The sequence below is a fragment of the Levilactobacillus acidifarinae DSM 19394 = JCM 15949 genome (assembly GCF_001434835.1).
Classification (GTDB): domain Bacteria; phylum Bacillota; class Bacilli; order Lactobacillales; family Lactobacillaceae; genus Levilactobacillus; species Levilactobacillus acidifarinae.
In genome coordinates, this window is the sequence record NZ_AZDV01000028.1 from 216,333 (window position 1) to 240,221 (window position 23,889).

Here is a 23,889-nt window from a genome sequence, read left to right on the forward strand (position 1 = left end):
CCGCTATTCTGTAACGCGCTTCTCAGTCAATTCTCATTTTATACAAAAATGCAGTCCCGGTCCCCCGCAACTGCATCGCTTAGCTTATTGATTGACGTAGGCCTTCGCCAAGGCCAACTTATCTTGATGGTCGATACTCTTGTAACGATTTTTGGCGTACATCACGCTTTTTTTATCCTTGGAGTGGCTTAACCCTAAGGCGTGACCAATTTCGTGCGTCGCCACGTTCGCCCGCTGAGTCTTGGTGTAATTGTAGGCCGTCAAAAGTTCTCGGTTCAGCGTCGATTCCGCCGCCACAATTTCGCTCAGTGACGTCGCGTGGTGGTAAAACGAATAGTGTGTGTAGCCCGTGAAGAGGTTACCATCACTAGTATTCAGGGTTGGAGCCGATTCAAGCGCAATATCAGCCCGTTGCCCGGCCTTGGCTAATTTTAAATGCACAATTTTGGTCTTATTCCACCGTTTGATGGCCGTTTGCCAACTCGTCCGGCAACAGTGATCATGGCCTTCAAAACTATATGTAATGGTGCGGGAATCCCAGTGTCCCCAAGATGGAGTTTTATAGGTCTTGGCTTGGGCGGTCAGGAGACCACTCAGCCCAATCATTAAAGTGGTAATCATTAAACTGACTTTTAATAGCCGACTAAGTCTATGGGTAAAAATACTAAGCACTCACTTTCTTTACTGTCGCTGGGTTTCGGTTCTGTGTTGCTTAGTATGCGGGATAAAATTGGATTACCCTCTAACCATTTCGCCCAGTCTGGTTAGTTTCTTCGCAACATTTAGCCCGATGTGGATAGAAAATTGCAAGATAACCGCTTACAGTTAGTCGTGAATTCCTTGACCCTTCTATACCCTATCCTAAGTTTTAAAGTTTATACTTATTTTGAATATAGTTTATAGACTAGACTTCTTTTTGTGAGAAAAAATAAAGGCCGAGCAACATGAACAAGCCGATGTAGCCTAAATTCCCCCAGAACATTTGCGTGTTCGTTAAATGCGTCAACTTCGTCAGCAACGGCATGGTCACCTGCACCGAGTAGTTTAAAAAATTGATAGGATTCCACTTGAGTGGTTCCCACTTATCGATCAATTGGAACATCAACCGACTAATGACCCCTAACGCAAAATACCCCACAATCCCACAAAGTGTGGCAACCAGTCCCTTCTTGAGCATCGCGGCGACCAAAAAGACGACGCTCAACAAAAGCCACAGGGTCACAAAGTTAGCGCTCGTTGCCGTTAGCCAATCCTGCCAAAGCGCCTGTTGGCTTCCTGGTAACGTCGCCGTCAACGCAAACCGATAGTCGGGCCAAACGATATGATTCGCAAAGGTCAGACCACCAACCAATCCGTAGAGCATCAACGAATACGTCAACATTGCCAACCACTTACTGACCAGTACCGCGGAGCGTGAATAGGCCTGAGTTATCACGTTTTTCATCGTATTATATTCGAATTCACTCGAGATACTCCCGGCACAGGCCGCAATCATCATAAACACAATAAAGGCGGGACTCGCAAAACCGGCCACCCAGAATTCCTTAGCCAACGTATGGGTGTGGTACACCACGCCTAGCCACGCGAATCCGATATTCTGGAGAACCAAAAATCCCAATCCCCACCAAGTTCCCCGCCGTTTCAATAGCTTAAACATCTCTTGCCGATACAAATTTTTCATCATGCCCCTACTCTCTAATTAAGTCCAAGACGGACTGTTCAAAATCACCATCTTCATGCTGAACATCTTCAATCGATACCCCATATGTTGTTAAAATTTTCAAAACTGCCGCCACGGTATCCGTCGATCGTAACTGGACCCGAACGGGGGCGTGAGCTGTGACCAAATACCCGTTTTCCGCTAAAATTCCGGCAGCCCGTAAATCCTGATCGGTCGTTAGACTCAAAAAATGCTGGTTCCGCGCCAGTAGCTCCCGCATGGTTGTCTGTTGAACAACCCGACCATGATCAATCACAATAAGATCCTCTGCTAATTTTTGTAGTTCACTCAAAATGTGGCTCGAAATCAAGAAGGTCGTACCACTGGCCTGCTTCTTTTGGATCAGTTCCCGTAACTCTTTCGTCGCTTGCGGATCTAACCCGTTCATGGGTTCATCCAAAATGACCAAACTCGGATTGTTGACTAATGCTAAGGCAATGCCCATCTTTTGCCGCATGCCTAGCGAATAACCTTTCACCCGCCGATCGATGTAAGGCGCCATGTGTAGCTCTTGGATAATCGTTTGGATGCGTTGGTTCTTATCAGCCGTCGGCGTGGCAAAGAGTTTCATCTGATTGCGACCACTAAGATACGGGTAAATGCCGGGATACTCAATTAAGGCGCCCACGTCGGCTAACGCCGCATGGTGCCTAAACGTGCTAACTTGACCATTGATCGTGATGTCACCCTTGGCCTTGATCAGGCTGAGAATCGCCTTCATAATGGTGGTTTTCCCCGCCCCATTCGCCCCGATTAATCCCACAATGTGCCCGGGCTGACAATCGAAACTCACGTGATGTAAGGCTTGTTTGCGACCAAAAGACTTCGTCAATCGTCGAACAGATAAAGCTGCTGTTTCCATATCATTCCTCCTCATGTACGTTGAGTATAGCAAATATTGATTATAGATGTTAAAAGAACGTCTTATTAATTATTTAGTATAATAATATATTTAAAATGATAAAACATTTAATTAGAACCACGAAAAAATCCCAGTTGCTGGCCACAACTGGGATAACCCTTAACTATTGTCGTTTACGATACGCTCGTTTGATTGCCAACCGGTCCTGCCCGTTCACCACGGCGTATCGGTTCGTCGCGTGCATCACGCTCTTCTTACATTTAGAATGCCCTAGTCCCAACACGTGACCAAACTCGTGAGCCGCCACGTTAGCCCGCTGCTTTTGCGTATACCGATGCTTTGCTAAGACCTTGTGATTGAGACTGGCCTTGGCCCCCACAATCTTGTGAACGGGCTTTTGGGCGTGGTACCGCGAATGGGTTAGGCCCGTATAACCCGCCTGTTTAGTGGTCACCCGGACGACGACGTGGGCTTGCCGCGCCGTTTTTGCCGTCTTAAGACGCACCGTTCCGGTCCGATTCCACTGTCGCGCCGCATTTTGCCAAACCTTCCGGTAGTACGTTGACGAGCCGGCGTAATGGTAAGTAATCGTCTTGGTTTCCCAACTGCCCCAATGTGGCGTCGGAATCACAGCGGCAGCCGTCACCGTCAGGGGAAATGCCCACAACAGTAACACGGTTGCCGTGAGAAGACTGATTAGTTGCATGAGGGGACGTAAACGTTGGGTCAACATAGCGGGTTCCCACTTTCTTAGTTGGCTGCGCGTCTTTTTTGTTATAGATATAATAAGTTACAATCAATACTTTGTCTACGTGATTAAGTACACACCACTGATGTTTTATACCATTCTTAATATTTCTTTCGTTTTCATTTCCTAAAAATTCATCTTCTCTTTCGCGAATAGTTACCTTGTTCAGTCAACATCACTTAAAGGGAGTGAACTTACCTTGGAAATCGCTACGTTGTCTAACACCCAAAAAGGAGCCACGCTGACTAACTCAACGTGGCTCCTTTAAGATTTACCGAGCGAGAAGCTTATTCCCACTCAATGGTCGAAGGCGGCTTACTCGTGACGTCGTACAGAATACGGTTCACGTGCTTGACTTCGTTAACGATCCGCACGGAGATATCTTGTAAGACATCCCACGGAATGTGCGCAAAGTCCGCCGTCATCCCATCAATTGACGTTACGGCCCGAATTCCCACGGCATAGTCGTAGGTCCGGCCGTCACCCATCACACCGACGGACTTGATGTTTGGTAGCACCGTAAAGTATTGCCAAATATCGCGGTCCAAGCCGGCCTTTTTAATTTCTTCACGTAAGATTAAATCACTATCCCGGACAATTTGGAGCTTTTCGGGCGTGATTTCACCCAGCACCCGAATCCCCAAACCAGGACCAGGGAACGGTTGGCGCCAGACTAAGTCGCTTGGCATCCCCAACTTTTCACCCAAGTCGCGGGCTTCATCCTTAAATAGAGAACGCAACGGTTCAATCAACTGGAAGTGCATGTCTTTCGGCAACCCGCCCACGTTATGGTGGGACTTAATGGTCTGCGCCGTATCCGTCCCACTTTCGATCACGTCGGTGTACAACGTGCCTTGGGCCAGGAAGTCAATGCCGTCGAGCTTTTGGGCTTCGTCATTAAAGACTTGGATGAACTCGTTACCGATGATCTTCCGCTTCTTTTCCGGTTCCGTCACGCCAGCCAACTTCTTCAAAAAGCGGTCTTGGGCATCCACCTTGACGATGTTCAGCCCAAACTTGCCTTCCAGACTGGCCATCACCTGTTCGGCTTCCCCTTTACGGAGCAAGCCGTGATCAACGAAGATACTGGTCAGTTGGTTGCCAATGGCCTTGTGCAACAGCACGCCGACCACGGAAGAATCCACCCCACCGGATAAGCCCAGCAGAACACGCTTGTCGCCGACGGTCTGGCGAATCTGTTCGATCTGTAAATCGATGAAATCGTTCATCGACCAGTTGGCTTGCGCGCCACAAACATCGAACGCAAAGTGCTTCAGAATCTGGTTACCATATTCCGTGTTGCGCACTTCCGCGTGGAATTGGATTCCGTAGAACTGACGGTCCACGTTTTGCATGGCCGAAATCGGGCAATTTTCACTCGTGGCCACACGGTCGAAACCGTCCGGCACTTGGGTGACTAAGTCCCCGTGGCTCATCCAAACCGTTTGGGTCTTCGGCGTATCTTTAAATAACCGAGCCTCGTCAGACAACACTTGGATGTCTGCGCGACCGTATTCGCGGTTATCGGCGGATTCAACCTTGCCTCCTGGTAAATTGTGGGCCATCAGCTGCATCCCGTAGCAGATTCCTAAAATCGGAATCCCCAGGTTAAAGATTTCTGGATCGACCTCTAAAGCGTCGTCATCGTAGACACTGTTTGGTCCTCCAGAAAAGATGATCCCCTTAGGTCCCCAAGCTTTGATCTCCGCGGCACTCATGGTGTGCGCTTTGAGCTCGGAGTAAACGCCTAAGTCCCGGATCCGGCGGGTAATCAGTTGATTATACTGACTCCCGAAGTCTAAGACGATGATTTTGTCGAATTTAGACAGATCAACGTTTGCCAAGCCATTCACCCTTTCTTCTGTATGCTAAAAAAACACTGCCCTTATCATACCGGCTTTTCAAACACGGGTCAATTCTAAATTTCCGCCGTCAGCTTATACCGCAGATGGAATAAGGATCGCCGATCAAACGACCGCCACTGGGTCCCCACGAACCCGAACTGGGCCGCTAGACTGGCTAACGGGCTCCCGGGCCGAACGTCGAGGCCCACATAACGGGCCCCACTCAACCGGGCGCGGCGCAGGACGTCACTCATCAGCCACTCATCGAACCATTGCTGTTGATAGGTTTTGTGGGCGTAGCGCGAATTGACCGTTAGCAGGTCTAAATACCACTCGTCAGCCAACGCGTGCGGTCGGATCACCGGGACCTGCGGCGCGGTCACCTGCAACCGGTCGAATAACGCCGTCCACTGATTATCCAATTGCGTTTCACGTCTCGCCGGGTAACCGTACGCGACCCCCACCGCAACGCCCTGGTTCTGGTAAACCCGGGCTTGGGGAAACCCGTACCGAAAATCCGGTTGGTGGTACCCTACAAATAACAATTGGGAGAGCTGTTCCTTACTGACCCGCCGTAATTGGCGTAACTGCCGGCGCTCTAGCTCGTGCAGGACCAGCATGGCGACCGCATCGGCGTCCACCACCGTGGCATCTCGTAACATCGTGTCATCCCCTCAGTATTTCCGTAATAACAGCCGGTCAATTCGGTGATGGAAGGTCTTATGAATGATCATGTCCGCCCGGTTACGGGTCGGCAAGATGTATTCCTCTAGGTTCTTTAAATCGATATCGTGCCAGACCTGACGGCTCTTCGCAATCGCTTGGTCGTGATCGCCAATCGCGTAGGGATAATAGTAGTTGGTCGGGTCCTGAAAAGCCGTTTCCAATAACAATTCGAACCGTTCCAGAAACCAGGTCTCAATCAACGACGGATCGGCATCCACGTAGACGGAGAAATCCGTGAAATCACTGACGTAAATCTGTTCGTTGGTCGGCAATTGCAGGGTGTTAATCCCTTCCACAATCAGGATGTCGGGGTGCACGATGTACTCGAACTGGTCGGGCACGATGTCGTAGACCTTATGCGAATACACCGGTGCCTTGATCAACGATTGGCCCCCTTTGACCGCGTTTAAGAAGTGGATCAGCGCGGACATGTCGTAGCTTTCCGGAAAGCCTTTACGGGCCATCAGATTTCGTTGTTTAAGCTCCTGATTGCTGTATAAAAACCCGTCGGTGGTAATCAGTTGAATCCGTTGGTCCTTCAAATAGTGGTTCAACAAGACCTCTAACAGTCGTGCGGCGGTACTCTTGCCGACCGCCACGCTACCGGCAATCCCGATGATGAACGGAACGCGACGCGGTTGTTGGTGTAGGAAGGTGGCCTTGTCTTTTTGTAACAGTTGGTAATGCTCGTATTGTAGCCGTAATAGGTGAATCAACGGAATATAAATATCCTGCACGTCCTGCAGAGAAATGCGGTCGTTAAACGCCTTGATTTGACGTAAACTTTCCTGCGTTAACGGTAACGTGGCGGCATTAGCAAACGCCTTCCACTGGTCTCTGGTAAACGCGTTGTAGTTAATAGGATCGCTCATGAAGACACCTCGCAAAGTTAAGTTCACTTGCCCCACCAGCGGAAGAATTCCCGGTCCCGGCGTTTAGGCAAATTTACCCCCCATTATACCGCATTCTGGTCGAAAAAAAGGGGTTAGGACAAAATCTCCTAAACCCTTTTCATTGTTGCTATTAGTCGTTTTGTTAGGCCTGCTCTTCGGCCGCCACCAACTCAAACTCGTCGGTCGGTACATCGCTCAATAATGGTGATAATTGATCGATGGCCACCAGGCTTAGCCGGTGCATCGCCCGTGAACAGATCGTATACAGGAGCTGCCGTTCGTCGTCAGCACTGTAGCGACTCTGTGACGCTTCCCAAACAATCACGGCGTCGAATTCTAGTCCCTTGGCCAGGAAGGACGGCACCACGATGACCCCGGGCGCCAGACGTTGATTTTCCGACTGAATCAGCGTAACCGCTATCCCGTCGGCCTTCAAAACCTCGGTCAGATGGCGACAATCGGCCAAATCTTTGCCAATGATGGCCGTGGTCTCGTGATCGGCCGCATTCCGTTGGAGCTCCGCCTTGACTCGGGCTAACGCCGCAGTTTCGTCGGCCGCCACGGTAATCGTGGGTAACTCGCCTTCCCGCGCAAACGAGGTCACAGCCTCACCGTTCTTCAAAATGTGTTTAGTAAAGTCGGTCACCTGTTGCGTCGAGCGGTACGACCGCGTCAACTGAACCACCCGGGTCTTATCCGGGTCAAACATGGTACTGAGTTCGTGAAGAAACGTGTGACTGTTTTCCTTGGTGAAAATGGCCTGGTTCAGGTCCCCCAGCATGGTAAACCGGGCCCGCGGGAAGGTCGCCTTCAAGAAGGCCAGCTGGAAGGCGTTATAGTCTTGAATCTCGTCCAAAAAGACGTAACGCATATCCCGTTCCCCCGCCTTACCGGCCATCTTGTCGTACAGGTACAGGTACGGCGTGGTATCGAGCAGTTGCATCCGGTGGTCGCGTAAAGCCGCCACGGTGGTGTCCACACTCGCCTGCCAGTCCTTGAGGGTCAACTGATAATGGGCTAAATCAATTCGTTCCGGCATCTGACGTAACATATGGACGTACTGGTTGTTAATACTCAAGAACCGTGCTCGCACAATGGCCTTTCGTACGGGATCTAGCGAGCTCATAACCACTCGCCGGGCTAAGAATTGAAATTCCTTGTCGGCCGAATCGAACTCACGGGGATGGTCGCCGTACAGGCTATCCAACTGTTCCTTACTCAGGTCCTGAATGGTTTCTTCAACCCACTTACTCTTCATTTCACTGGAGATGCGGCGATTTAAAATTCGAATCAGCGCTTCCTTCGTCGCCTGAAGCCGGTTGCCCAAGTGATAGTTGCGGTTAAAACTGTAGTAGATCTCCTGAATCTTTTCCTTCGGGATAAAGACCTTCCCCTGGAACACGATGTTTCTAAAGACCATGTCGCGTTGTTCCAGGTGATCGGCATACTCGGTCACCGCGTTAAAGAAGGCGAGACTCCCCTTTAAGGCGTTGATTCGCTTTTGGACCGGCGTATTGGTTTCGGCAAACCGTTGCGCCAGCGTTTCGATGTCAATCTTTGGTAACCGCCGTCCCGCGTACTGATAATAGGTCATCTGAACCATGTTATGTTCCCCTAGTTCGGGAAGCACTTGGTCGATGTAATCGTTAAATAACTGGTTAGGTGAAAACAAGATGACCTGCCCGGCATTTAACTTGCCCCGGTAACGGTACAGGAGAAAGGCCACCCGTTGTAAGATGGCCGCGGTCTTACCGGACCCTGCCGCCCCCTGTACGAAGAGGAGGTCGGACTTGGTGTCTCTGATAATCTGGTTTTGTTCCTTTTGAATCGTGGTGACGATACTCTTCATGTGCGTGTCGGAATGTTCACTCAATGCCGATAGGAGCATCTGGTCGGTCACGGTCTGATCGGTATCGTAGAGGGTGATGATACTCCCGTCTTCGATCTGAAACTGCCGCTTTAATTGAACGTCGACGGTCTGTTGACCGTCCGGCGTCTGGTAGCTGACCGCGCCCAATTCCCCGTCATAGTAAATACTGGAGATGGGGGCCCGCCAATCGTAAATCAGAAAGTGGTCGGGCGTATCGGAAAACGAGCCTAAGCCGATATAGATGGTTTCCGGCTTGGCCGTGGGATTTTCCTGAAAATCAATCCGGGCAAAATAGGCCCGCTGCTCTAACCGCTTTAAGGTACTTAATTCCGTTGTGGCGTGTTGCCAGCTGTTTTGACGTTCGGCCAACATTTGTTGCTGTTGCCGCACGGACAGGGCCGTTTCCATGATGCCTTCATAACTATCCGTCTTCAGCCGTAGATCGTTGACAAAGTTTTTCCGAATCCCCGCTTCATCGTTCTCGGCCACGTCGATTCGTTTTTTCGCCGCTGCTTGGGCGACCTTGATCTTGGCAACGACCATATCCAAATGTTTTTGCTCTTGGGCTTTAATTGAGTCTGCCAATAGAATTCCTCCTCGCTAAACCTGGACACAGTAACCGTCAATTTGTCATAATTCGCCTAACCATATTACACTTATTTCCGCGACAAATAAAGGATTCTGCCCGCAAGCCCCGACACAGATTTTGCCCATTTTTTTGCTATAATGGACCTAACATTTCGGGGGTGGCTTTGATGGATCAATTATCACTATTAATCATTTTAACAGCGGCGCTAGTGACGCCCTTAACCATGGCTTGGTTACGTCTAAGTATCTTACCAACTGCCGTGGTAGAAATTCTGGTGGGCATCTTGCTGGGCCCCAGCGCCTTCAACCTGGTCCACAGTAACACCACGCTGACTTTGCTTTCCAACACGGGGGTAATTTTCCTCCTGTTTTTAAGTGGGATGGAAATCGACTTTAGCCTCTTTAACCGCCGACGGGTGCCCCAAACGCCGCTTGCCGCCAAGGTTGCCAGTCAGGCGCCCAAATATTCACCGGTCTTTCTAGCCGTGACCAGCTACGTCAGCATCGTGATTCTCGCGCTCGTTCTGGGGTGGGGTTGCGTCTGGCTGGGATTGTTCAAGGATCCCTGGCTAGCGGCCATCATCTTCATGACCATTTCGCTAGGCATCGTGATTGCGACGCTAAAGGAAAAGGAACTGCTCAGTAAACCGTTCGGCCAGACCATTCTACTGATTGCCGCGTTAGGAGAAATTGTCCCGTTATTCGCCCTGACCCTCTACGCGTCCATCTTTGGTAGCCACAGTCGGTCGTTGTGGCTGTTACTCCTCATCTTCCTGGCCGCCGGAATTCTTTTCCTACGGTTCAAACCGTTCTTCAACTTCTACGAACGGATCAACAAATCGACCACGCAGCTAGATATCCGGCTAGCCTTCTTTCTGATCTTTAGCCTGGTAGTCATTGCCGAATCCGTGGGCGCCGAGGGGATTCTGGGGGCCTTTGTCGCCGGAATCGTGATGAAACTCTTGCAACCCCACGAAGACACCAAGGTCCGCCTCGACGGGATCGGTTACGGCTTCTTCATCCCCATCTTCTTCATGATGAGTGGCGCCGACCTCAACCTCCGTCAGTTATTGGCCCAACCGGCCACCCTGCTGTTGATCCCGGCCTTCTTTGCCGCCTACCTGCTGGCCAAGGTGGCCGTCTACGCCATCTTACGGCTACGGTTCAAACGGCAAAATTCGTTGGCCGGTGCGGCTATCTCCAGTGTCACCATCACCATGGTGTTAGCCGTCTTACAAGTTGCCAAGACCATGCACGCCGTAACGACTCAACAATCCGGTGCCTTTCTTCTCGCCGCCATTTTAACCTGTGTGCTGGGGCCGCTGGTCTTTAACTTAAGTTACGTAGCCGAAGCCGAAGACCTCAAGAAGACCACCGTGCACTTCATTGGCACCAACCTCTGGACGGTCCCGGTCGCCCAGCAACTGGCCAAGAGCTGGTACACCATCAGCATGTACACCGACAAAGCCGCCAATTACCGTACCTACAATTCCGAAGTTTCCGTCGACTTGCTCGACACCCTGGAACCTGCCGACGTGGAACAACAGAATGCTTTTGACGCCGATATTGTCGTTTTAGGTCACTTTAACGCCACCAAGAACTACCAACTCGCTAAGGCGGCGAAGGCTTACGGGGTCTCCCGGGTGATCGCCCGGTTCGAAGACCGCAACGTCTTGGACGCCAGGGAAGACGAACTCACCGACCTGGGCATTGAGGTCTTCAATACCCCCAACGTCAACATCGCGATGTTACGTAGCCTGATTGAAACCCCAGCCACTTCCCAATTACTGACGTCTTCGGCCACCACGGTCTACGAGGTCACCCTCCGCAACCGACGTTATACCGAACAGGCCATTCGCCAGTTGCCGTTCGTGGGCGACATCACCATCAGTCAGATTTTCCGGGACCGCCACTTTATTCGCCCAACTGGCGCCACCACCTTAAAGTTTAACGATCGACTCATTTTTACCAGTAGTCCCGAAACCGCCCGGGAAATCAGACGGGAGTTGGGAATTTTAAACTAGGACTATGTTAGAATGGGACGTATCGTTTGATAGAGAAGGAGAGATTTGATGGCGACAGTTGAACTTTATTTGGTCCGTCACGGCCAAACCTACCTAAACAAGTATTTTCGGATCCAAGGATGGTCCGATTCCCCTTTAACCGACAAGGGAATTGCCGACGCCAACCACGCCGGTGAGCGCCTGGCCCAGTTACCCTTTGCGGCCGCGTACGCTAGCGACACCAACCGTGCGCAGACCACGGCCCAACACATCCTGGCTGCAAACCAGACGTTAACGCCAGCCGACCTCCAAACCGAAGTCGGGTTCCGTGAAGAAAACTTCGGCTACTACGAAGGTCTGGACTCCGGCTTCACCTGGCACGCCGTGGGCTCACCGGTCGGGTTAAACTCCTTTAACGCGATGATCCGGGAACTGACCATCGAGAAAACCAAGGACATGTTTAAAGCTCAGGATCCTTACCACGACGCCGAAAACAACGAAGAGTTCTGGGCACGCGTTCAACCGGCCCTAGACCGCGTTCTTGCGGCGGCCAGCGACGGGGATAAAGTGTTAATCGCTTCGCACAGTACCACCATCCGCAGTATCGTGTCGAAGTTTAACAAAAAGATCGATATTTCCGTCCCGGTCGAAAACGGTAGCATCACCAAGCTGACCGTCAAGGACGGCCACTACAAGGTCGATTATTACAACAACACCACCGGTAAACTAAAGTAAGTTCCGCACCCGGTGACTAATAAATCGGGTCCCTCGCAAGTTGACGAGGGGCCCGATTTTTAGTAACGCTTAAAAATTCTTCTATTCTGTGGTGCGTTGCCCGTCGCTACCAACCACGGGTTAGTATTCCGGTTCCCATTTCATGGCCGCGACCGCTTGTTGGGCATCGGCAATGGGCTCGCGGTTCAATTGCTGGTCAAGAACGCTTTGCGCAACGACCTCGGCAATAGTTTGTGAAAAGGCCGTTAATTGAGCGACCGGTGGCAAGACCGCGGCACCCGGTTGCGTGGTGTCGACAATGCCACCGAGGGCGTGGCAGGCCGCCGATAAAGTTTCGCCGTTTAAGATCTTCGCCGTCGACGCCATCAACCCGAACCCTAATCCCGGATACATCAGGGCGTTGTTGCCTTGCCCAATCTGATAGGTCACCCCGTTGTACGTCACGTCCGGAGTCGGAATCCCGGTCGCCACCAACGCCCGGCCAGCCGTCCAGGCAATCAGGTCTGTGGCCTTCGCCTCCGCTAACTTAGTTGGATTGGATAACGGGAAGATGATCGGCCGCGCCGTGTGCGCCGCCATATCTTTGACCAGTTGTTCGGTAAAGGCGCCTGGTTGCGTGGAGGTCCCAATTAAGACGGTTGGGTGCACGGCTTGAACGGCAGCGGTCAAGTTAGTTAACGTTTCGGCGTTACTGAAGTCCTGCCGGTCGCGGGTAAATTCCCGTTGGGCAGCGGTCAGGTCCGGCGTGTCGTTGAATAAGAGCCCCTGTTTGTCCACGGCGTAAATGCGCTGCTTGGCGGCCGTCGCGGACAGTCCGGTACGAGTCAGCTCGTCGAAAATCTGACTGGCAATCCCCATGCCGGCGGTCCCGGCACCAAAGATCATAAATTTTTGGTCCTTAATATCCTCGTGGGAGATGTTTAAGGCGCCCAGCAAGCCCGCCAGAACGACCATTCCGGTCCCCTGAATATCGTCGTTAAAGGTCGCCATGCGGTCCTTATACTTATCCAAAATCGTCTTGGCGTTGTCCCGGCCGAAGTCTTCCCAGTGGAGCAAGGCCTCGGGAAAGAGGTGTCGTTCGGCCTGAACAAACTTGTCGATGACCGCGTAATAGGCATCCCCGGTCACCCGTTCGTGCCGGTTACCCAGGTACAGCGGATCTTGCAAGAGTTTTTGGTTATTGGTGCCGGCGTCGATACTGACGGCCAAGACCTGGGCCGGATTGATCCCCGCGGCGGCCGTGTAGACCATCAGTTTTCCCACGGCGATGTCGACCCCGTCGACGCCCCAGTCACCGATACCTAAGATTCCCTCGGCGTCGGTCACCACGACCAACCGAATATCCCGACCGTTGGCGGCGTTGCGGAGCGTGGCTTCAATATCATCGGGCGCGTCGACCGAGATAAACGCGGCGTCCTGCGGGTCCTTAAACAGGTGACTGTACGATTCAATCGAATCGGATACCGTGGGATCGTAGACGATGGGCATGAATTCCGTGACGTGTTCGGCCATCAAGTGGAAGAATAGGGTCCGGTTCTCGTTAAAGAGGTCCATCAGATACAGCCGCTTGGCAAGGTTGGTCGGCCGGTTTTGGAACTGCAGGTACGCCTGTTGCGCCTGCTCGGCGATGGTCTGAACCTGACTCGGCAGGGTCCCCACTAGCCCGAGGGTCTGCCGTTCAGCCTGAGTGAACGCCGTGCCTTTATTCAAAAATGGGTTATTTAAAATTTCATCTGCGCGTTGTGCCATATTAAGTTCCTCCGTTCGTTTGATTTCACAAGTCCCACTATAGGCGTGGTGAAATCTTATAGTCAACTATCGACCGTTACATCAATATAATTTATAATAGGGTTATCAATGCCGAATTAGAGGGGTTTCAAATGAATACAAAAGACTTAGCTTATTTCTATCAATTAATTCAGCAAAAAAGTTTTTCCAAAGTCGCCGATTATTTTCACGTGACCCAACCCACCATCACCATGGCGCTTAAACGGCTGGAAACCGACTACGGCACTAAATTAATCCAGCGCGACCGGGTGCATAATCAACTGACCGTCACCGCCACCGGTCAACAACTCCTGACGCACGCCGAATCGATTCTAAACGAGCTGACAGTCGCTCGTCAGGAGATCACCCGACTGACCCAGCAGCAGACCGTCCTGGCCCTCCCACCCATCATCGAGACCCATTACTTCCCGCAAATTGCCGCGCAACTACAAGCCCACGGGATGTTGGCAAACATTCGAACCATCGAGGGTGGCTCAGTCACCTTGCGCCGCGCGCTTCGCAACGGTGAGGCCGACATTGCACTTCTAGGGTCCACGGCCCCACTGTCGTATCAAAAATTGCTGGCCAAAGAATTCGACCGTCAGCCGTTCGCCATCTTCGTATCCCGTCAGCATCCCTTAGCAACTCGGCAACGGGTAACCTTCAGTGAACTACGCCACGAACACTTTATTTTATTTACGGCCGACTTCGTGCACAACACCGCCTTCAATCAATTGTCCCGGCGCAACCACTTTCGGCCCGACGTGGTCTACCGCGCCAACGACACCCACGTGATCATGAACCTGGTGGCCGCCAACGTTGGCATCACCTTTTTAACCAGCATCGTCGATCAACCCCGCAACGATGTGGTTCGCTTAGACCTTTTGGACGACGAACCACCCGAATTCATCGCCAGCATCGTGTACCAGACCACCCACGTCCTGACACCCGCGCAACAACAAGTACTGACCGTTTTAACCCAGGCCTTACGCCGTTAGCCCGGCCAGTCCCCTAATTAGTTCCCGTCTACTGACAGCGGCCGGGGTTGGTGGTTAAATAGAACCTAAAGACTAAAAAGGAGCGTTTTAACTTATGACGTATGGTGAAGCAGAAAGTAATCTTATCTTGGATCGGTTGGTCAACCAGTGGGCCGTGCTGAGCGACGACCGTAAAATCGACCAGCAACTCGACTTAATGGCCGCAGACGGGACTTATCGGGTCGACCAGCACGGTACCGTGATCGCCGAAGCTACCGGTCGGTCCGCCCTGAAAACCCTATTCACGCAACACGCCCAAACCGTGGAGACGGTCTTTACCCTCAACGGACCTCACCTGATCACTTTAGATGCCGACGAGAATACGGCCAGTGGGGTCTTGTACGCCCAGATCAAGGTGGTTAAAGATCAAGTGCTGACCGATTACAGCGTACGCTACGACGACCAGTACGCCTTTATCGACCACAATTGGGCCATCCAACAGCGGCAGGCCCACCTGTTAATCGAAGACGTCCATCCCCTGGCCTAAAAAAGACTTACGAAATTTTTTGAGGTGTGGTACGCTAATTGCTCGTGGGAAATTTAACCAAGGAGCAACTCATGCCTAAAAATTTCAAAGAAGAACTACTATTCACCGCTGTCATGGCCGGTCTCATGGTCTTAGTCATGGCGGGCTACAACATCGCCTTAACCGACGGCTTCGGCCACCACTACCTCCGGGAAGTCCTGGTTGGCTACCCGTTAGCGCTAATTGTCGCTGCCATCTGTGATCTCGGGATCATCGGTCCCGGCGTCAAATATCTCTTTTTTCACTTCATCATTAACGATTATATGAAACAAAAGCAAATCCGGATTGCTCTGACCATCTCGTGTCTGATGGTGGCCGGCATGGTGACCCTGATGTCGTTATTCGGCATGGTCGTGACCCAAAACTTCGGGGCCAACCCTGGGTTAACCTACCTGCACACCTGGATTTTTAACCTCTTCATGGCGTTACCCCTCCAACTCTTAATTGTCGGGCCCATTGCGCGGGCCATCTTGGGCGCCGTCCAACGGCGGACCGCCGCCAAGGCGACCGCGGAAGCAACCGCCAAAACTTTAGAAGACTAAACCTAACTAAACGTCACCGCTACCAATCAGTGTAGGGGTGGCGTTTTTCTTTGGTCCGGGACCCACGCCCGCGACCGCCCCGTAACCGCTAAAAAGGACTTGCCAGCCGGCAAGTCCTTTTTAGCGTCCCTCACAGGAGACTAATCTTTAATTAACGAGGCTTCGTGCGCCCGTTGTTTATACATTGCAATCTCATCGTCGGCCGCCCGCACGTAATGATGGGGGGAAATTTCGACTAAGTGACGTTCCTTGCCATCGTTTTCGTTCTTCGCATCGTAGTGAATCTCTTGACGCGTCCGTTCGAATTCGGGATCCGGCACGGGAACGGCGGACAACAGGCTCTTGGTGTAGTCGTGTAACGGGTGCGCGTAGATTTCGTCGGCATCGGCAATTTCCAACATCCGACCGTAGTGCATGACCCCAATCCGGTCGGAAATGTACTTGACCATCGACAAATCATGCGCGATAAACAGGTACGTTAAGTCCTGTTCCCGCTGCAACTTCTTCATCAAGTTGACCACCTGAGCCTGAATCGATACGTCCAACGCGGAAATCGGTTCATCGGCGATCACGAACTTGGGGTGCACGGCTAAGGCCCGGGCAATCCCGATCCGTTGCCGTTGCCCCCCAGAGAATTCGTGGGGATACCGACTGGAGTGGTCCTTGTTCAGGCCCACGGTTTCCAGCAGCGTTTCCACTTGGTTGGTCCGGTCGGCATCGTCTTTCGCCAGGTGGTTAATGTCGATGCCTTCCGCCACGATGTCCTTGACCTTCATCCGCGGATTGAGTGACGCGTACGGGTCTTGGAAAATCATCTGCATGTCTTGGTGAAATTCGTGGCGTTCTTCCTTACTGGTAAAGTTATCGACGTTCTTGCCGTCAAATAAGATTTCACCAGACGTCGGTTCGTACAAATGAATAATCGCCCGACCAGTCGTGGTTTTCCCGGAACCGGATTCGCCGACTAACCCAAAGGTTTCACCCTTGTAAATATCAAACGAAATATCATCAACCGCGCGGACTTCATCGGCTTTGCCCACGTTGAAGTATTGTTTGAGGTGCTTGACCTCGAGGATTTTTTTGGCATTTTCGTAGTCCATTATTGCTTTTCCTCCTCTTCTTCAACGGGTCCGTGTTGCTGTTGTTGGGCTAACAAGTCCTTCTGCATCGTGGCGTACTTCTCTTGGCGCGCCACGATTTGTGCGGGGGGCGTGACCTTCGGTGCGTCCGGATGGAGTAACCAGGTGGCCGCGTAGTGCGTATCGGAAACCTTGAAGAACGGCGGTTCCTTTTCCGTATCGATCTTTAAGGCGTACTGGTTCCGAGCCGCAAAGGCGTCCCCGGTTGGTGGATCCAGCAAGTCCGGTGGCGTCCCGGGAATGGATGGCAATTCGTCACCCTTAGTATCCAAGGTCGGCATCGAGCTCAACAAGCCCCACGTGTACGGGTGCTTCGGGTTGTAGAAGATTTCATCCACAGTCCCGTATTCAACAATCTTCCCGGCATACATGACGGCGACCCGGTCGGCCATGCCGGCCACGACACCCAAGTCATGCGTGATAAAGATGATCGACGTCGAAATCTTGTCTTGCAATTCCTTCATCAAATTCAGAATTTGCGCCTGAATCGTCACGTCCAACGCAGTGGTTGGTTCGTCGGCGATCAGCACCTCTGGGTAGTTGATCAAGGCAATCGCAATCACGATCCGTTGCCGCATCCCCCCGGAGAATTGGTGCGGATAATCGTTCATCCGATTTTCAGCATCGGTAATCCCGACTAACTTCATCATTTCGAGGGCTTGTTTCAAGGCCTTTTCCTTCTTCATGCCCTTGTGGACCATCAATGGTTCGGCGATTTGGCGACCGATCCGCATGGTGGGATCCAACGAAGTCATGGGATCCTGGAAAATTTCGGCAATGTCTTGGCCCCGAATGGCTTGCATTTCTTTTTCTGATTTCTTTAATAAGTCCTGGCCCTTATACATAATGGACCCACTAGTGATCCGGGCGTTCGAGGCGTTTAACCCCATGATGGTCCGCGTGGTGACGGACTTACCTGACCCAGATTCCCCCACGATGGCTAACGTTTCACCCTTCCGCAGGTCAAAGTTAACGTTCCGAATCGCTTTAACGTCCCCGGCGTAGGTTTTGAAGTTCACCTGTAAGTTCCGGACTTCCAAAATATCTTTTTCGTTATCCATGACGTGCATTCACCTACTCTTTCGTCCGTGGATCAAAGGCGTCCCGCAGCCCATCACCTAAGAGGTTAAAGGCTAACATGATAATGGAAAGAATCAACGCGGGCCACCACATCTGATACGGCAAGAACTGGAAGTTCTTTTGCCCATCGTTCAACAACGTCCCTAGTGAAGCCTGTGGTGAGGAAATCCCGATTCCGATATAGGACAAGGTGGCTTCGAAGAAGATGGCGTTAGGAATGGTAAACATCGTGTTAATGATGATCACACTCGACAGGTTGGGCAACAAGTGCTTGAAGGAAATTTTCATGGAACTTTCCCCCAAGGTTCTGGCCGCTAGGATGAATTCCTGCTCCTTTAACTCCAACGTTTGCGCTCGGACTAGTCGGGCCATGTTGACCCACGACGTCAGCGCGATGGCGATAATGATCGAGGTCATCCCGGGTTTTAAGATTAAAATCAGCAGGACGATGACGACCAGGTTAGGAATGGACAAAATAATTTCGATGATCCGCTGCATGATGGTGTCAACGCGACCACCCTTCCAGCCGGAGATCATCCCGTAAGTCACCCCGATGGTCAAATCAAACAGGGTGGCGACTAACGCAATAATCAGGGAAATCCGTGTCCCGTAAAGAACCCGGGAGAACAAGTCCCGACCTAAGTAGTCGGTCCCCATGATGTAGTAGGTCCCGGCACTGGCCCCGGCTTGCTTGTAAGCGTCGACCCGTTGGCCCGCTTGGACCAAGGTTCCGTTAAACCCGTTAATGCCCACTCCCGGAATCTTAGACGGTAAGTTCGCATACGACGGGTTAACGGCGTTGGGGTTATGCGGTGAGACGACCAATGACCCGAAAGCCATGATAAAGATAATTGCCAAGACGATGAGGGACACCCAGGCCCCCTTGTTTTTCTTCAGTCGACGCCAAGCATCTTGCCGGAACGTCAGCGATGGGGCAGCAATTTTTTCACTGTCGAGCGCTTGCCGTTCGGCCGGCGTCATCGGCTTAAAGCTATCTTCTGGGAGTTTTACTGTATCTGCCATTTATTTACCTCCTAGTTAGCCTTTCCTGTAATCCGAATCCGCGGATCAACGATTCCGTAAAGGATATCGGTGATCAGCAGCACGACACACAACATAAAGGAGTAGACGATGGTCAGCCCCATGATGGTTGGGTAGTCGTTGGTCAAGACGGACTTGACGAATTGTTCCCCAATCCCGGGAATCGAGAAGATGTTTTCCACAACCATCGACCCGGTCATGATGTTAACGGCTAACGGCCCCACGATGGTGATCAGCGGAATCAAACTGTTCCGCAACGCGTGATGGTAAATCACGCCCATCCGACTGAGCCCCTTGGCCTTCGCCAACTCAATGTAGTCCGAACTCAACACATCGACCATTTCGGTTCGCACGAACCGCGCAGATTCGGCTAGTGGTGCCGCGGCCAACGCTAAGGTTGGGAGCACGGTATAACTAAAGCCGCCCCATTCGGCGATTGGGAACCACCCAAGTTTTAACCCCAGGTAGTACTGTAACAAGACCGCCAACACGAAGGATGGAATGGAGATCCCTAAAATAGAGACCACCGTGGCCGACGTATCGACCCAACTGTTTTGCTTCATCGCGCCAAACGCCCCGATGACGATCCCCACGATGACCCCAACGATGATGGCTTGCAGCCCAATCTGCAAGGAGGGTTCAATCCGACTGGAAATCAGGTAAGAAACCGGTTGGTCACTGAATTGGAATGACGTCCCGAAGTTCCCCTTCACTGCCCCGGCTAGGTACAGCACGTATTGCTGCCAAACCGGCTTATCCAACCCATATTGCTGATAAATCAACGCAATTTGGCTCTTGGACAGCTTGGCTTGGTTGGTCAATGGCGTCCCGGGAAGCAGCTTCATCAGGAAAAACGTTACGGTAATCACGATGAATAAGGTCAGGATCAAGTAGAAGATCCGCTTTGCTAGGTATTTTGCCATTTGTTTACCTCTCAATCAGTAGACTTATTCGTTACCATAATAAGTTCCACAACTTAATAAAAACTATCAAAAAACAACAAGATGATAAATGATTGCTATAACATCGAAGAGTAAGGACCAACGGCGGTTGATCCTTACTCCCCGATAAAGCTTATGAGTCGGTCGCCCGGCTCATAAGCAAAAACCCTGTGCATGAGTCGTCAATTACTTGGCGATGTAAGTCTTACTGAAGTCCCAGTTAGCGCCGGTTGGGAAGTAAATCAAGCCCTTAACGTTGGACTTAACCAGTTGCGCTTTCCCTTGTTGATAGAACGGAATGACCCCTTGGTCGTTAAGCAACGTCTTTTGGGCGTTGACCATGTCGTTCCACCGGGCACCTTCGTTGTTGGCATCTTTACCATTAGCGTTGGCGATGTCTTTGTCGTAAGCCGCAGACTTCCATTTCCCGTTGTTGTACGCGTTGTCAGACGTAAACAATTGCAGGAAGGAAATAGGATCTGGGAAGTCAGCGCCCCAAGCCGTGGCCACCACGTCGAATTGGCCATTTTGAGAACGGCTTAACCGTGTCTTGAATGGTAAGTTCTGGTTGGTGACCTTCAGGTTCGGTAACTTGGCCCATTGACTCTGGATGAATTCGGCCGCGTTCTTACCGGCTGGCGTATCGTCGGCCATAAAGGTCAACGAATAGTTCTTCCGGCCAGTTTCCTTTAAGGCTTGTTTCCACAACTTCTTAGCTTGGGCTAAGTTCTGCGTTGAGGCAGACTTAACGTTCGCGACGTCAGTGAAATCTTTCCCCTTATAGGAAGCTAAGCCCGTGGCAACCACACCCTTGGCCGGCGTAGAACCGTCTTCTAAGACCTTGTTAATGAATTGGTTCCGGTTGATGGCCATAGATAAGGCTTGCCGTGCGTGCTTGTTACGCAGCATGGAGTCCTTCTTTTCGTTAAGTTCCAAGTAGAAGGTTCCGGCTGATTTCCGTTCAACGTATTCCTTACTGTTCTTGTAGTTCTTGGGTTGTTGGCCACTCAAATAAGTGGCATCTAACTTACCGCTTTGGTACTGACTCAAGGCCGTTTGAGGATCCTTCATCGTCTTGAAATTAATCTTCTTCAGTTTAACATTCTTGGCGTTCCAGTAGTTAGCATTCTTACTCATCGACCAGTTATCGGAAGTCCCGGTCCAGTAAGTCAACTTGAATGGCCCGTTGTAAACGTTAGCCTGAGCAGTCGTGGCGTACTTGCTGCCGTACTTCTTCGCCACAGAAGCGTTCTGGGGGAAGAAGGTTGGGCTCGCCACTAGGGATGGGAAGTAAGCGGTCGCTTTGGTCAACGTGACCACGACCTTATACTTACCCTGGGCCTGAATACCTAAGGTTGACACGGCCTTTTTACCCTTCGAAATAGCGTCGGCGTTCTTAACGGGTGCTAAGAGGTACGCGTATTGCGAAGCGGTCTTCGGGTTCACCGTCCGTTGCCAGGAGTACACGAAGTTCTGGGCAGTGACGGGATCCCCGTTACTCCACTTGGACTTCCGCAGGTTAAAGGTATAGACAGTCCCATCCTTTGACTTGCTGTAGCTCTTGGCGACCCCGGGCGTTAACTTGTTGTTCTTGCCAATCCGCAAGAGTCCTTCACCCGTGTTGTTCATGGTTTCCCCCGAAACCTGGTCGGTCGCCTTAGAAATATCCATGGATGGCAGCGCAGACGCTTCCATCCAATTCAGAGTTTGTCCCTTCGCCGCACTGGTACTACTTGAGCTCGACGACGAGCCACACGCTGCCAACACAATGGCGGCAAACGTGGCCACGGTCCCTAACTTGACTGCTGAATTGATCCTCATTGAAAATCCAACCCCTCTATCCTGGTTGTGCCAAATAAATTGACAACCTCAAATTTGATGGTTCCAATTGTATATTAGAAAACAATTAAAATCAATGGTTGGATTTAATTTATTCAGTTAAATCGAATAGAAATACCGTTATAACAATGTTTTAAAATAAAAATTAAAATCCGATGTCACATTTTAAGTGTATTTAATTTGCCACTTCTGTATACCATATACAGGAATTGACTAAGTTTCACCCCCGATTATTCACTCTGATGATTAAGGAAGCTCGCCGGTCGACAATCGAGCGGCGAGCTTCGATAATACATGCATTACTTGGAGATGTAAGTCTGACTGAAGTCCCAGTTAGCGCCGGTTGGGAAGTAGATGATTCCCTTGACGTTGGACTTGACCAGTTGTGGCTTAGCTTGTTGATAGATTGGGATGATCCCTTGATCGTTCATCAACGTCTTTTCAGCGTCAACCAAGTCGTTCCACCGAGCGGATTCGTTGTTGGCATCTTGGTTGTTGGCCTTGTCGATGTCCTTGTCGTACGTTGCGGACTTCCACTTCCCGTTGTTGTACGAGTTGTCGGAAGTAAACAGTGACAAGAAGGAGATTGGATCGGCAAAGTCAGCACCCCAGCCAGAAACCACGGCATCGAATTGACCATTTTGTGACCGGCTCAACCGCGTCTTGAATGGTAAGTTACTGTTCGTGACCTTCAACCCAGGTAACTTGGCCCATTGACTCTGAACGTATTCAGTAGCGTTCTTGCCGGCTGGCGTATCATCGGCCGTTAAGGTCAGCGACACGTTCGACTTCCCGGTTTCCTTTAAGGCCTTCTTCCAAAGCGTCTTGGCTTTGGCTAAGTTGTAAGCCGTCCCTTCGTCCGTCTTAGCTTGCTTAGCGAAGTCCGTGCCCTTGTAGGAAACTAACCCGTCAGCCACGTACCCAGATGGCACCGTGGAGCCGTCTTGTAAGACCTTGTTGACGAATTGGTTCCGGTTGATGGCTAAGGACAAAGCCTTCCGGGCGTTGACGTTCTTAAAGAGGCTGTCTTTCTTTTCGTTCAATTCAATGTAGAAGGTTGACGCACCCTTCCGAACCACGTACTGTTTACTGTTCTTGTAGTTCTTCGGTTGTTGACCACTCAGGTAAGTAGCGTCCAACTTGCCACTTTGATATTGACTCAAAGCAGTTTGGGGATCCTTCATCGTCTTGAAGTTGATCTTCTTCAACTTGACGTTCTTAGCGTTCCAGTAGTTGCTGTTCTTGCTTAACGTCCAGTTGTCTGACGTCCCGGTCCAGTAAGTTAACTTGAATGGCCCATTGTAAACGTTACTTTGCGCGTTAGCAGCGTACTTCTTGCCGTACTTTTGAACAACCTTTTGATCTTGTGGGTAGAAGGTTGGGTTAGCGACTAAGGCTGGGAAGTAGTTCGTCGCCTTGGTCAGGGTGACGACGACCTTGTAGTTACCGGCCGCCTTAATCCCTAAGCTGGAAACCGGCTTCTTACTGTTCATGATGGCGTTAGCGTTCTTCACTTGAGCGAACAAGTAAGCGTATTGCGAAGCGGTCTTCGGATTAACGGTGCGTTGCCAGGAATAAACAAAATCTTTAGCGGTAACGGCATCCCCGTTACTCCACTTGGACTTCCGTAAATTGAAGGTATACGTTTTCCCGTCCTTGGACTTGGAATAGCTCTTGGCGACCCCAGGATGGGTCTTACTGTTCTTCCCCATCCGGAGTAACCCTTCGTTGGTGTTGTTCAGGGTTTCGCCGGAAACCACGTCGGTCGCCGTGGAAATATCCATAGATGGTAAGGCCGAGGATTCCATCCAGTCTAAGGTTTGGTCCTTCGCCTGGCTGGCACCACTGTTACTACTGGACGAGCTCCCACACGCCGCTAATAAGATTGCGGCAAACGTGGCAACCGTCCCTAACTTGACTGCTGAATTGATCTTCATCACTTATTCAACCCCTCTTAGTTGGTCATGGAACAAAAACTAACACCTCAA

General features: G+C 51.2%; 20 protein-coding genes. 5 read left to right on the forward strand and 15 right to left on the reverse strand.

The genetic code is table 11. The features are described from left to right. Positions 1-84: 84 nt before the first annotated feature. From FD25_RS12725 to helD, 8 genes are all read right to left on the reverse strand, one after another. On the reverse strand, positions 85-621 hold the full coding sequence (locus tag FD25_RS12725; RefSeq protein ID WP_057804628.1) for a matrixin family metalloprotease: 537 nt from the start codon (positions 619-621) through the stop codon (positions 85-87). Between the two features lie 283 nt (positions 622-904). Next, the gene (locus FD25_RS12730) at positions 905-1,681 is read right to left on the reverse strand and encodes an ABC transporter permease (protein WP_162256275.1); all 777 of its coding nucleotides are present in this window, start codon (positions 1,679-1,681) and stop codon (positions 905-907) included. A 7-nt stretch (positions 1,682-1,688) separates the two neighbouring features. After that, a complete protein-coding gene (locus FD25_RS12735) occupies positions 1,689-2,582 on the reverse strand; it encodes an ATP-binding cassette domain-containing protein (protein WP_057804630.1) in 894 nt (297 codons plus the stop codon). A gap of 163 nt (positions 2,583-2,745) precedes the next feature. Next, entirely contained in the window at positions 2,746-3,315 is a 570-nt protein-coding gene (locus FD25_RS12740; protein ID WP_057804631.1) for a matrixin family metalloprotease, read from the reverse strand. Between the two features lie 302 nt (positions 3,316-3,617). Then, a complete protein-coding gene (gene guaA / locus FD25_RS12745; RefSeq protein ID WP_057804632.1) occupies positions 3,618-5,174 on the reverse strand; it encodes a glutamine-hydrolyzing GMP synthase in 1,557 nt (518 codons plus the stop codon). Between the two features lie 74 nt (positions 5,175-5,248). Further along, a complete protein-coding gene (locus FD25_RS12750) occupies positions 5,249-5,836 on the reverse strand; it encodes a hypothetical protein (RefSeq protein ID WP_057804633.1) in 588 nt (195 codons plus the stop codon). A 12-nt stretch (positions 5,837-5,848) separates the two neighbouring features. Next, entirely contained in the window at positions 5,849-6,772 is a 924-nt protein-coding gene (gene coaA, locus FD25_RS12755; RefSeq protein ID WP_057804634.1) for a type I pantothenate kinase, read from the reverse strand. Positions 6,773-6,935: 163 nt separating this feature from the next. Then, positions 6,936-9,248: an RNA polymerase recycling motor HelD gene (helD, locus tag FD25_RS12760; protein ID WP_057804635.1), complete on the reverse strand. Its 2,313-nt coding sequence runs from the start codon at positions 9,246-9,248 to the stop codon at positions 6,936-6,938. Positions 9,249-9,418: 170 nt separating this feature from the next. Between helD and FD25_RS12765 the strand changes: the two genes are divergently transcribed. Further along, the gene (locus tag FD25_RS12765) at positions 9,419-11,275 is read left to right on the forward strand and encodes a cation:proton antiporter family protein (RefSeq protein WP_057804636.1); all 1,857 of its coding nucleotides are present in this window, start codon (positions 9,419-9,421) and stop codon (positions 11,273-11,275) included. Between the two features lie 48 nt (positions 11,276-11,323). Continuing rightward, positions 11,324-11,989 (forward strand): histidine phosphatase family protein, encoded by a 666-nt coding sequence (locus tag FD25_RS12770; protein ID WP_057804637.1) that lies wholly within the window; start codon positions 11,324-11,326, stop codon positions 11,987-11,989. A gap of 120 nt (positions 11,990-12,109) precedes the next feature. Here FD25_RS12770 and FD25_RS12775 read toward each other — a convergent pair whose 3' ends face one another. Further along, positions 12,110-13,762 (reverse strand): malolactic enzyme, encoded by a 1,653-nt coding sequence (locus FD25_RS12775; protein ID WP_263862326.1) that lies wholly within the window; start codon positions 13,760-13,762, stop codon positions 12,110-12,112. Between the two features lie 107 nt (positions 13,763-13,869). Between FD25_RS12775 and FD25_RS12780 the strand changes: the two genes are divergently transcribed. The 3 genes from FD25_RS12780 to FD25_RS12790 all read left to right on the forward strand — a co-directional run bounded on the left by FD25_RS12780 (position 13,870) and on the right by FD25_RS12790 (position 15,861). Then, positions 13,870-14,754 carry a LysR family transcriptional regulator gene (locus tag FD25_RS12780; protein WP_057804639.1) on the forward strand — a complete coding sequence of 295 codons (885 nt, stop codon included), beginning with the start codon at positions 13,870-13,872 and terminating at the stop codon, positions 14,752-14,754. A gap of 94 nt (positions 14,755-14,848) precedes the next feature. Beyond that, positions 14,849-15,280: a nuclear transport factor 2 family protein gene (locus tag FD25_RS12785; RefSeq protein ID WP_057804640.1), complete on the forward strand. Its 432-nt coding sequence runs from the start codon at positions 14,849-14,851 to the stop codon at positions 15,278-15,280. A gap of 71 nt (positions 15,281-15,351) precedes the next feature. Beyond that, positions 15,352-15,861 (forward strand): DUF2798 domain-containing protein, encoded by a 510-nt coding sequence (locus tag FD25_RS12790; protein WP_057804641.1) that lies wholly within the window; start codon positions 15,352-15,354, stop codon positions 15,859-15,861. Between the two features lie 140 nt (positions 15,862-16,001). On the opposite strand, the gene FD25_RS12795 is transcribed toward FD25_RS12790, so the two are convergent. The 6 genes from FD25_RS12795 to FD25_RS12820 form a co-directional block, all read right to left on the reverse strand. After that, positions 16,002-16,961, reverse strand: a complete 960-nt coding sequence (locus FD25_RS12795) for an ABC transporter ATP-binding protein (protein WP_083484175.1) — start codon at positions 16,959-16,961, stop codon at positions 16,002-16,004. Continuing rightward, positions 16,961-18,061 carry an ABC transporter ATP-binding protein gene (locus FD25_RS12800; RefSeq protein WP_057804846.1) on the reverse strand — a complete coding sequence of 367 codons (1,101 nt, stop codon included), beginning with the start codon at positions 18,059-18,061 and terminating at the stop codon, positions 16,961-16,963. The genes FD25_RS12795 and FD25_RS12800 overlap by 1 nt, the downstream gene beginning before the upstream one ends. A gap of 13 nt (positions 18,062-18,074) precedes the next feature. Further along, positions 18,075-19,103 (reverse strand): ABC transporter permease, encoded by a 1,029-nt coding sequence (locus FD25_RS12805; RefSeq protein WP_057804643.1) that lies wholly within the window; start codon positions 19,101-19,103, stop codon positions 18,075-18,077. Positions 19,104-19,114: 11 nt separating this feature from the next. Continuing rightward, on the reverse strand, positions 19,115-20,044 hold the full coding sequence (gene opp3b, locus FD25_RS12810) for an oligopeptide ABC transporter permease (protein ID WP_057804644.1): 930 nt from the start codon (positions 20,042-20,044) through the stop codon (positions 19,115-19,117). A gap of 204 nt (positions 20,045-20,248) precedes the next feature. Then, entirely contained in the window at positions 20,249-21,883 is a 1,635-nt protein-coding gene (locus FD25_RS12815; RefSeq protein WP_057804645.1) for a peptide ABC transporter substrate-binding protein, read from the reverse strand. 317 nt (positions 21,884-22,200) lie between these two features. Then, positions 22,201-23,838: a peptide ABC transporter substrate-binding protein gene (locus FD25_RS12820; RefSeq protein ID WP_057804646.1), complete on the reverse strand. Its 1,638-nt coding sequence runs from the start codon at positions 23,836-23,838 to the stop codon at positions 22,201-22,203. Between the last annotated feature and the right edge of the window lie 51 nt (positions 23,839-23,889).

What these genes read in the sequence shown, in the direction of transcription:
- FD25_RS12725 (WP_057804628.1), bottom strand. Translation starts at nt 621, where the DNA reads ATGATTACCACTTTAATGATTGGGCTGAGTGGTCTCCTGACCGCCCAA.
- FD25_RS12730 (WP_162256275.1), bottom strand. Translation starts at nt 1,681, where the DNA reads ATGAAAAATTTGTATCGGCAAGAGATGTTTAAGCTATTGAAACGGCGG.
- FD25_RS12735 (WP_057804630.1), bottom strand. Translation starts at nt 2,582, where the DNA reads ATGGAAACAGCAGCTTTATCTGTTCGACGATTGACGAAGTCTTTTGGT.
- FD25_RS12740 (WP_057804631.1), bottom strand. Translation starts at nt 3,315, where the DNA reads ATGTTGACCCAACGTTTACGTCCCCTCATGCAACTAATCAGTCTTCTC.
- FD25_RS12750 (WP_057804633.1), bottom strand. Translation starts at nt 5,836, where the DNA reads ATGTTACGAGATGCCACGGTGGTGGACGCCGATGCGGTCGCCATGCTG.
- coaA (WP_057804634.1), bottom strand. Translation starts at nt 6,772, where the DNA reads ATGAGCGATCCTATTAACTACAACGCGTTTACCAGAGACCAGTGGAAG.
- FD25_RS12765 (WP_057804636.1), top strand. Translation starts at nt 9,419, where the DNA reads ATGGATCAATTATCACTATTAATCATTTTAACAGCGGCGCTAGTGACG.
- FD25_RS12770 (WP_057804637.1), top strand. Translation starts at nt 11,324, where the DNA reads ATGGCGACAGTTGAACTTTATTTGGTCCGTCACGGCCAAACCTACCTA.
- FD25_RS12780 (WP_057804639.1), top strand. Translation starts at nt 13,870, where the DNA reads ATGAATACAAAAGACTTAGCTTATTTCTATCAATTAATTCAGCAAAAA.
- FD25_RS12785 (WP_057804640.1), top strand. Translation starts at nt 14,849, where the DNA reads ATGACGTATGGTGAAGCAGAAAGTAATCTTATCTTGGATCGGTTGGTC.
- FD25_RS12790 (WP_057804641.1), top strand. Translation starts at nt 15,352, where the DNA reads ATGCCTAAAAATTTCAAAGAAGAACTACTATTCACCGCTGTCATGGCC.
- FD25_RS12795 (WP_083484175.1), bottom strand. Translation starts at nt 16,961, where the DNA reads ATGGACTACGAAAATGCCAAAAAAATCCTCGAGGTCAAGCACCTCAAA.
- FD25_RS12800 (WP_057804846.1), bottom strand. Translation starts at nt 18,061, where the DNA reads ATGGATAACGAAAAAGATATTTTGGAAGTCCGGAACTTACAGGTGAAC.
- FD25_RS12805 (WP_057804643.1), bottom strand. Translation starts at nt 19,103, where the DNA reads ATGGCAGATACAGTAAAACTCCCAGAAGATAGCTTTAAGCCGATGACG.
- opp3b (WP_057804644.1), bottom strand. Translation starts at nt 20,044, where the DNA reads ATGGCAAAATACCTAGCAAAGCGGATCTTCTACTTGATCCTGACCTTA.
- FD25_RS12815 (WP_057804645.1), bottom strand. Translation starts at nt 21,883, where the DNA reads ATGAGGATCAATTCAGCAGTCAAGTTAGGGACCGTGGCCACGTTTGCC.
- FD25_RS12820 (WP_057804646.1), bottom strand. Translation starts at nt 23,838, where the DNA reads ATGAAGATCAATTCAGCAGTCAAGTTAGGGACGGTTGCCACGTTTGCC.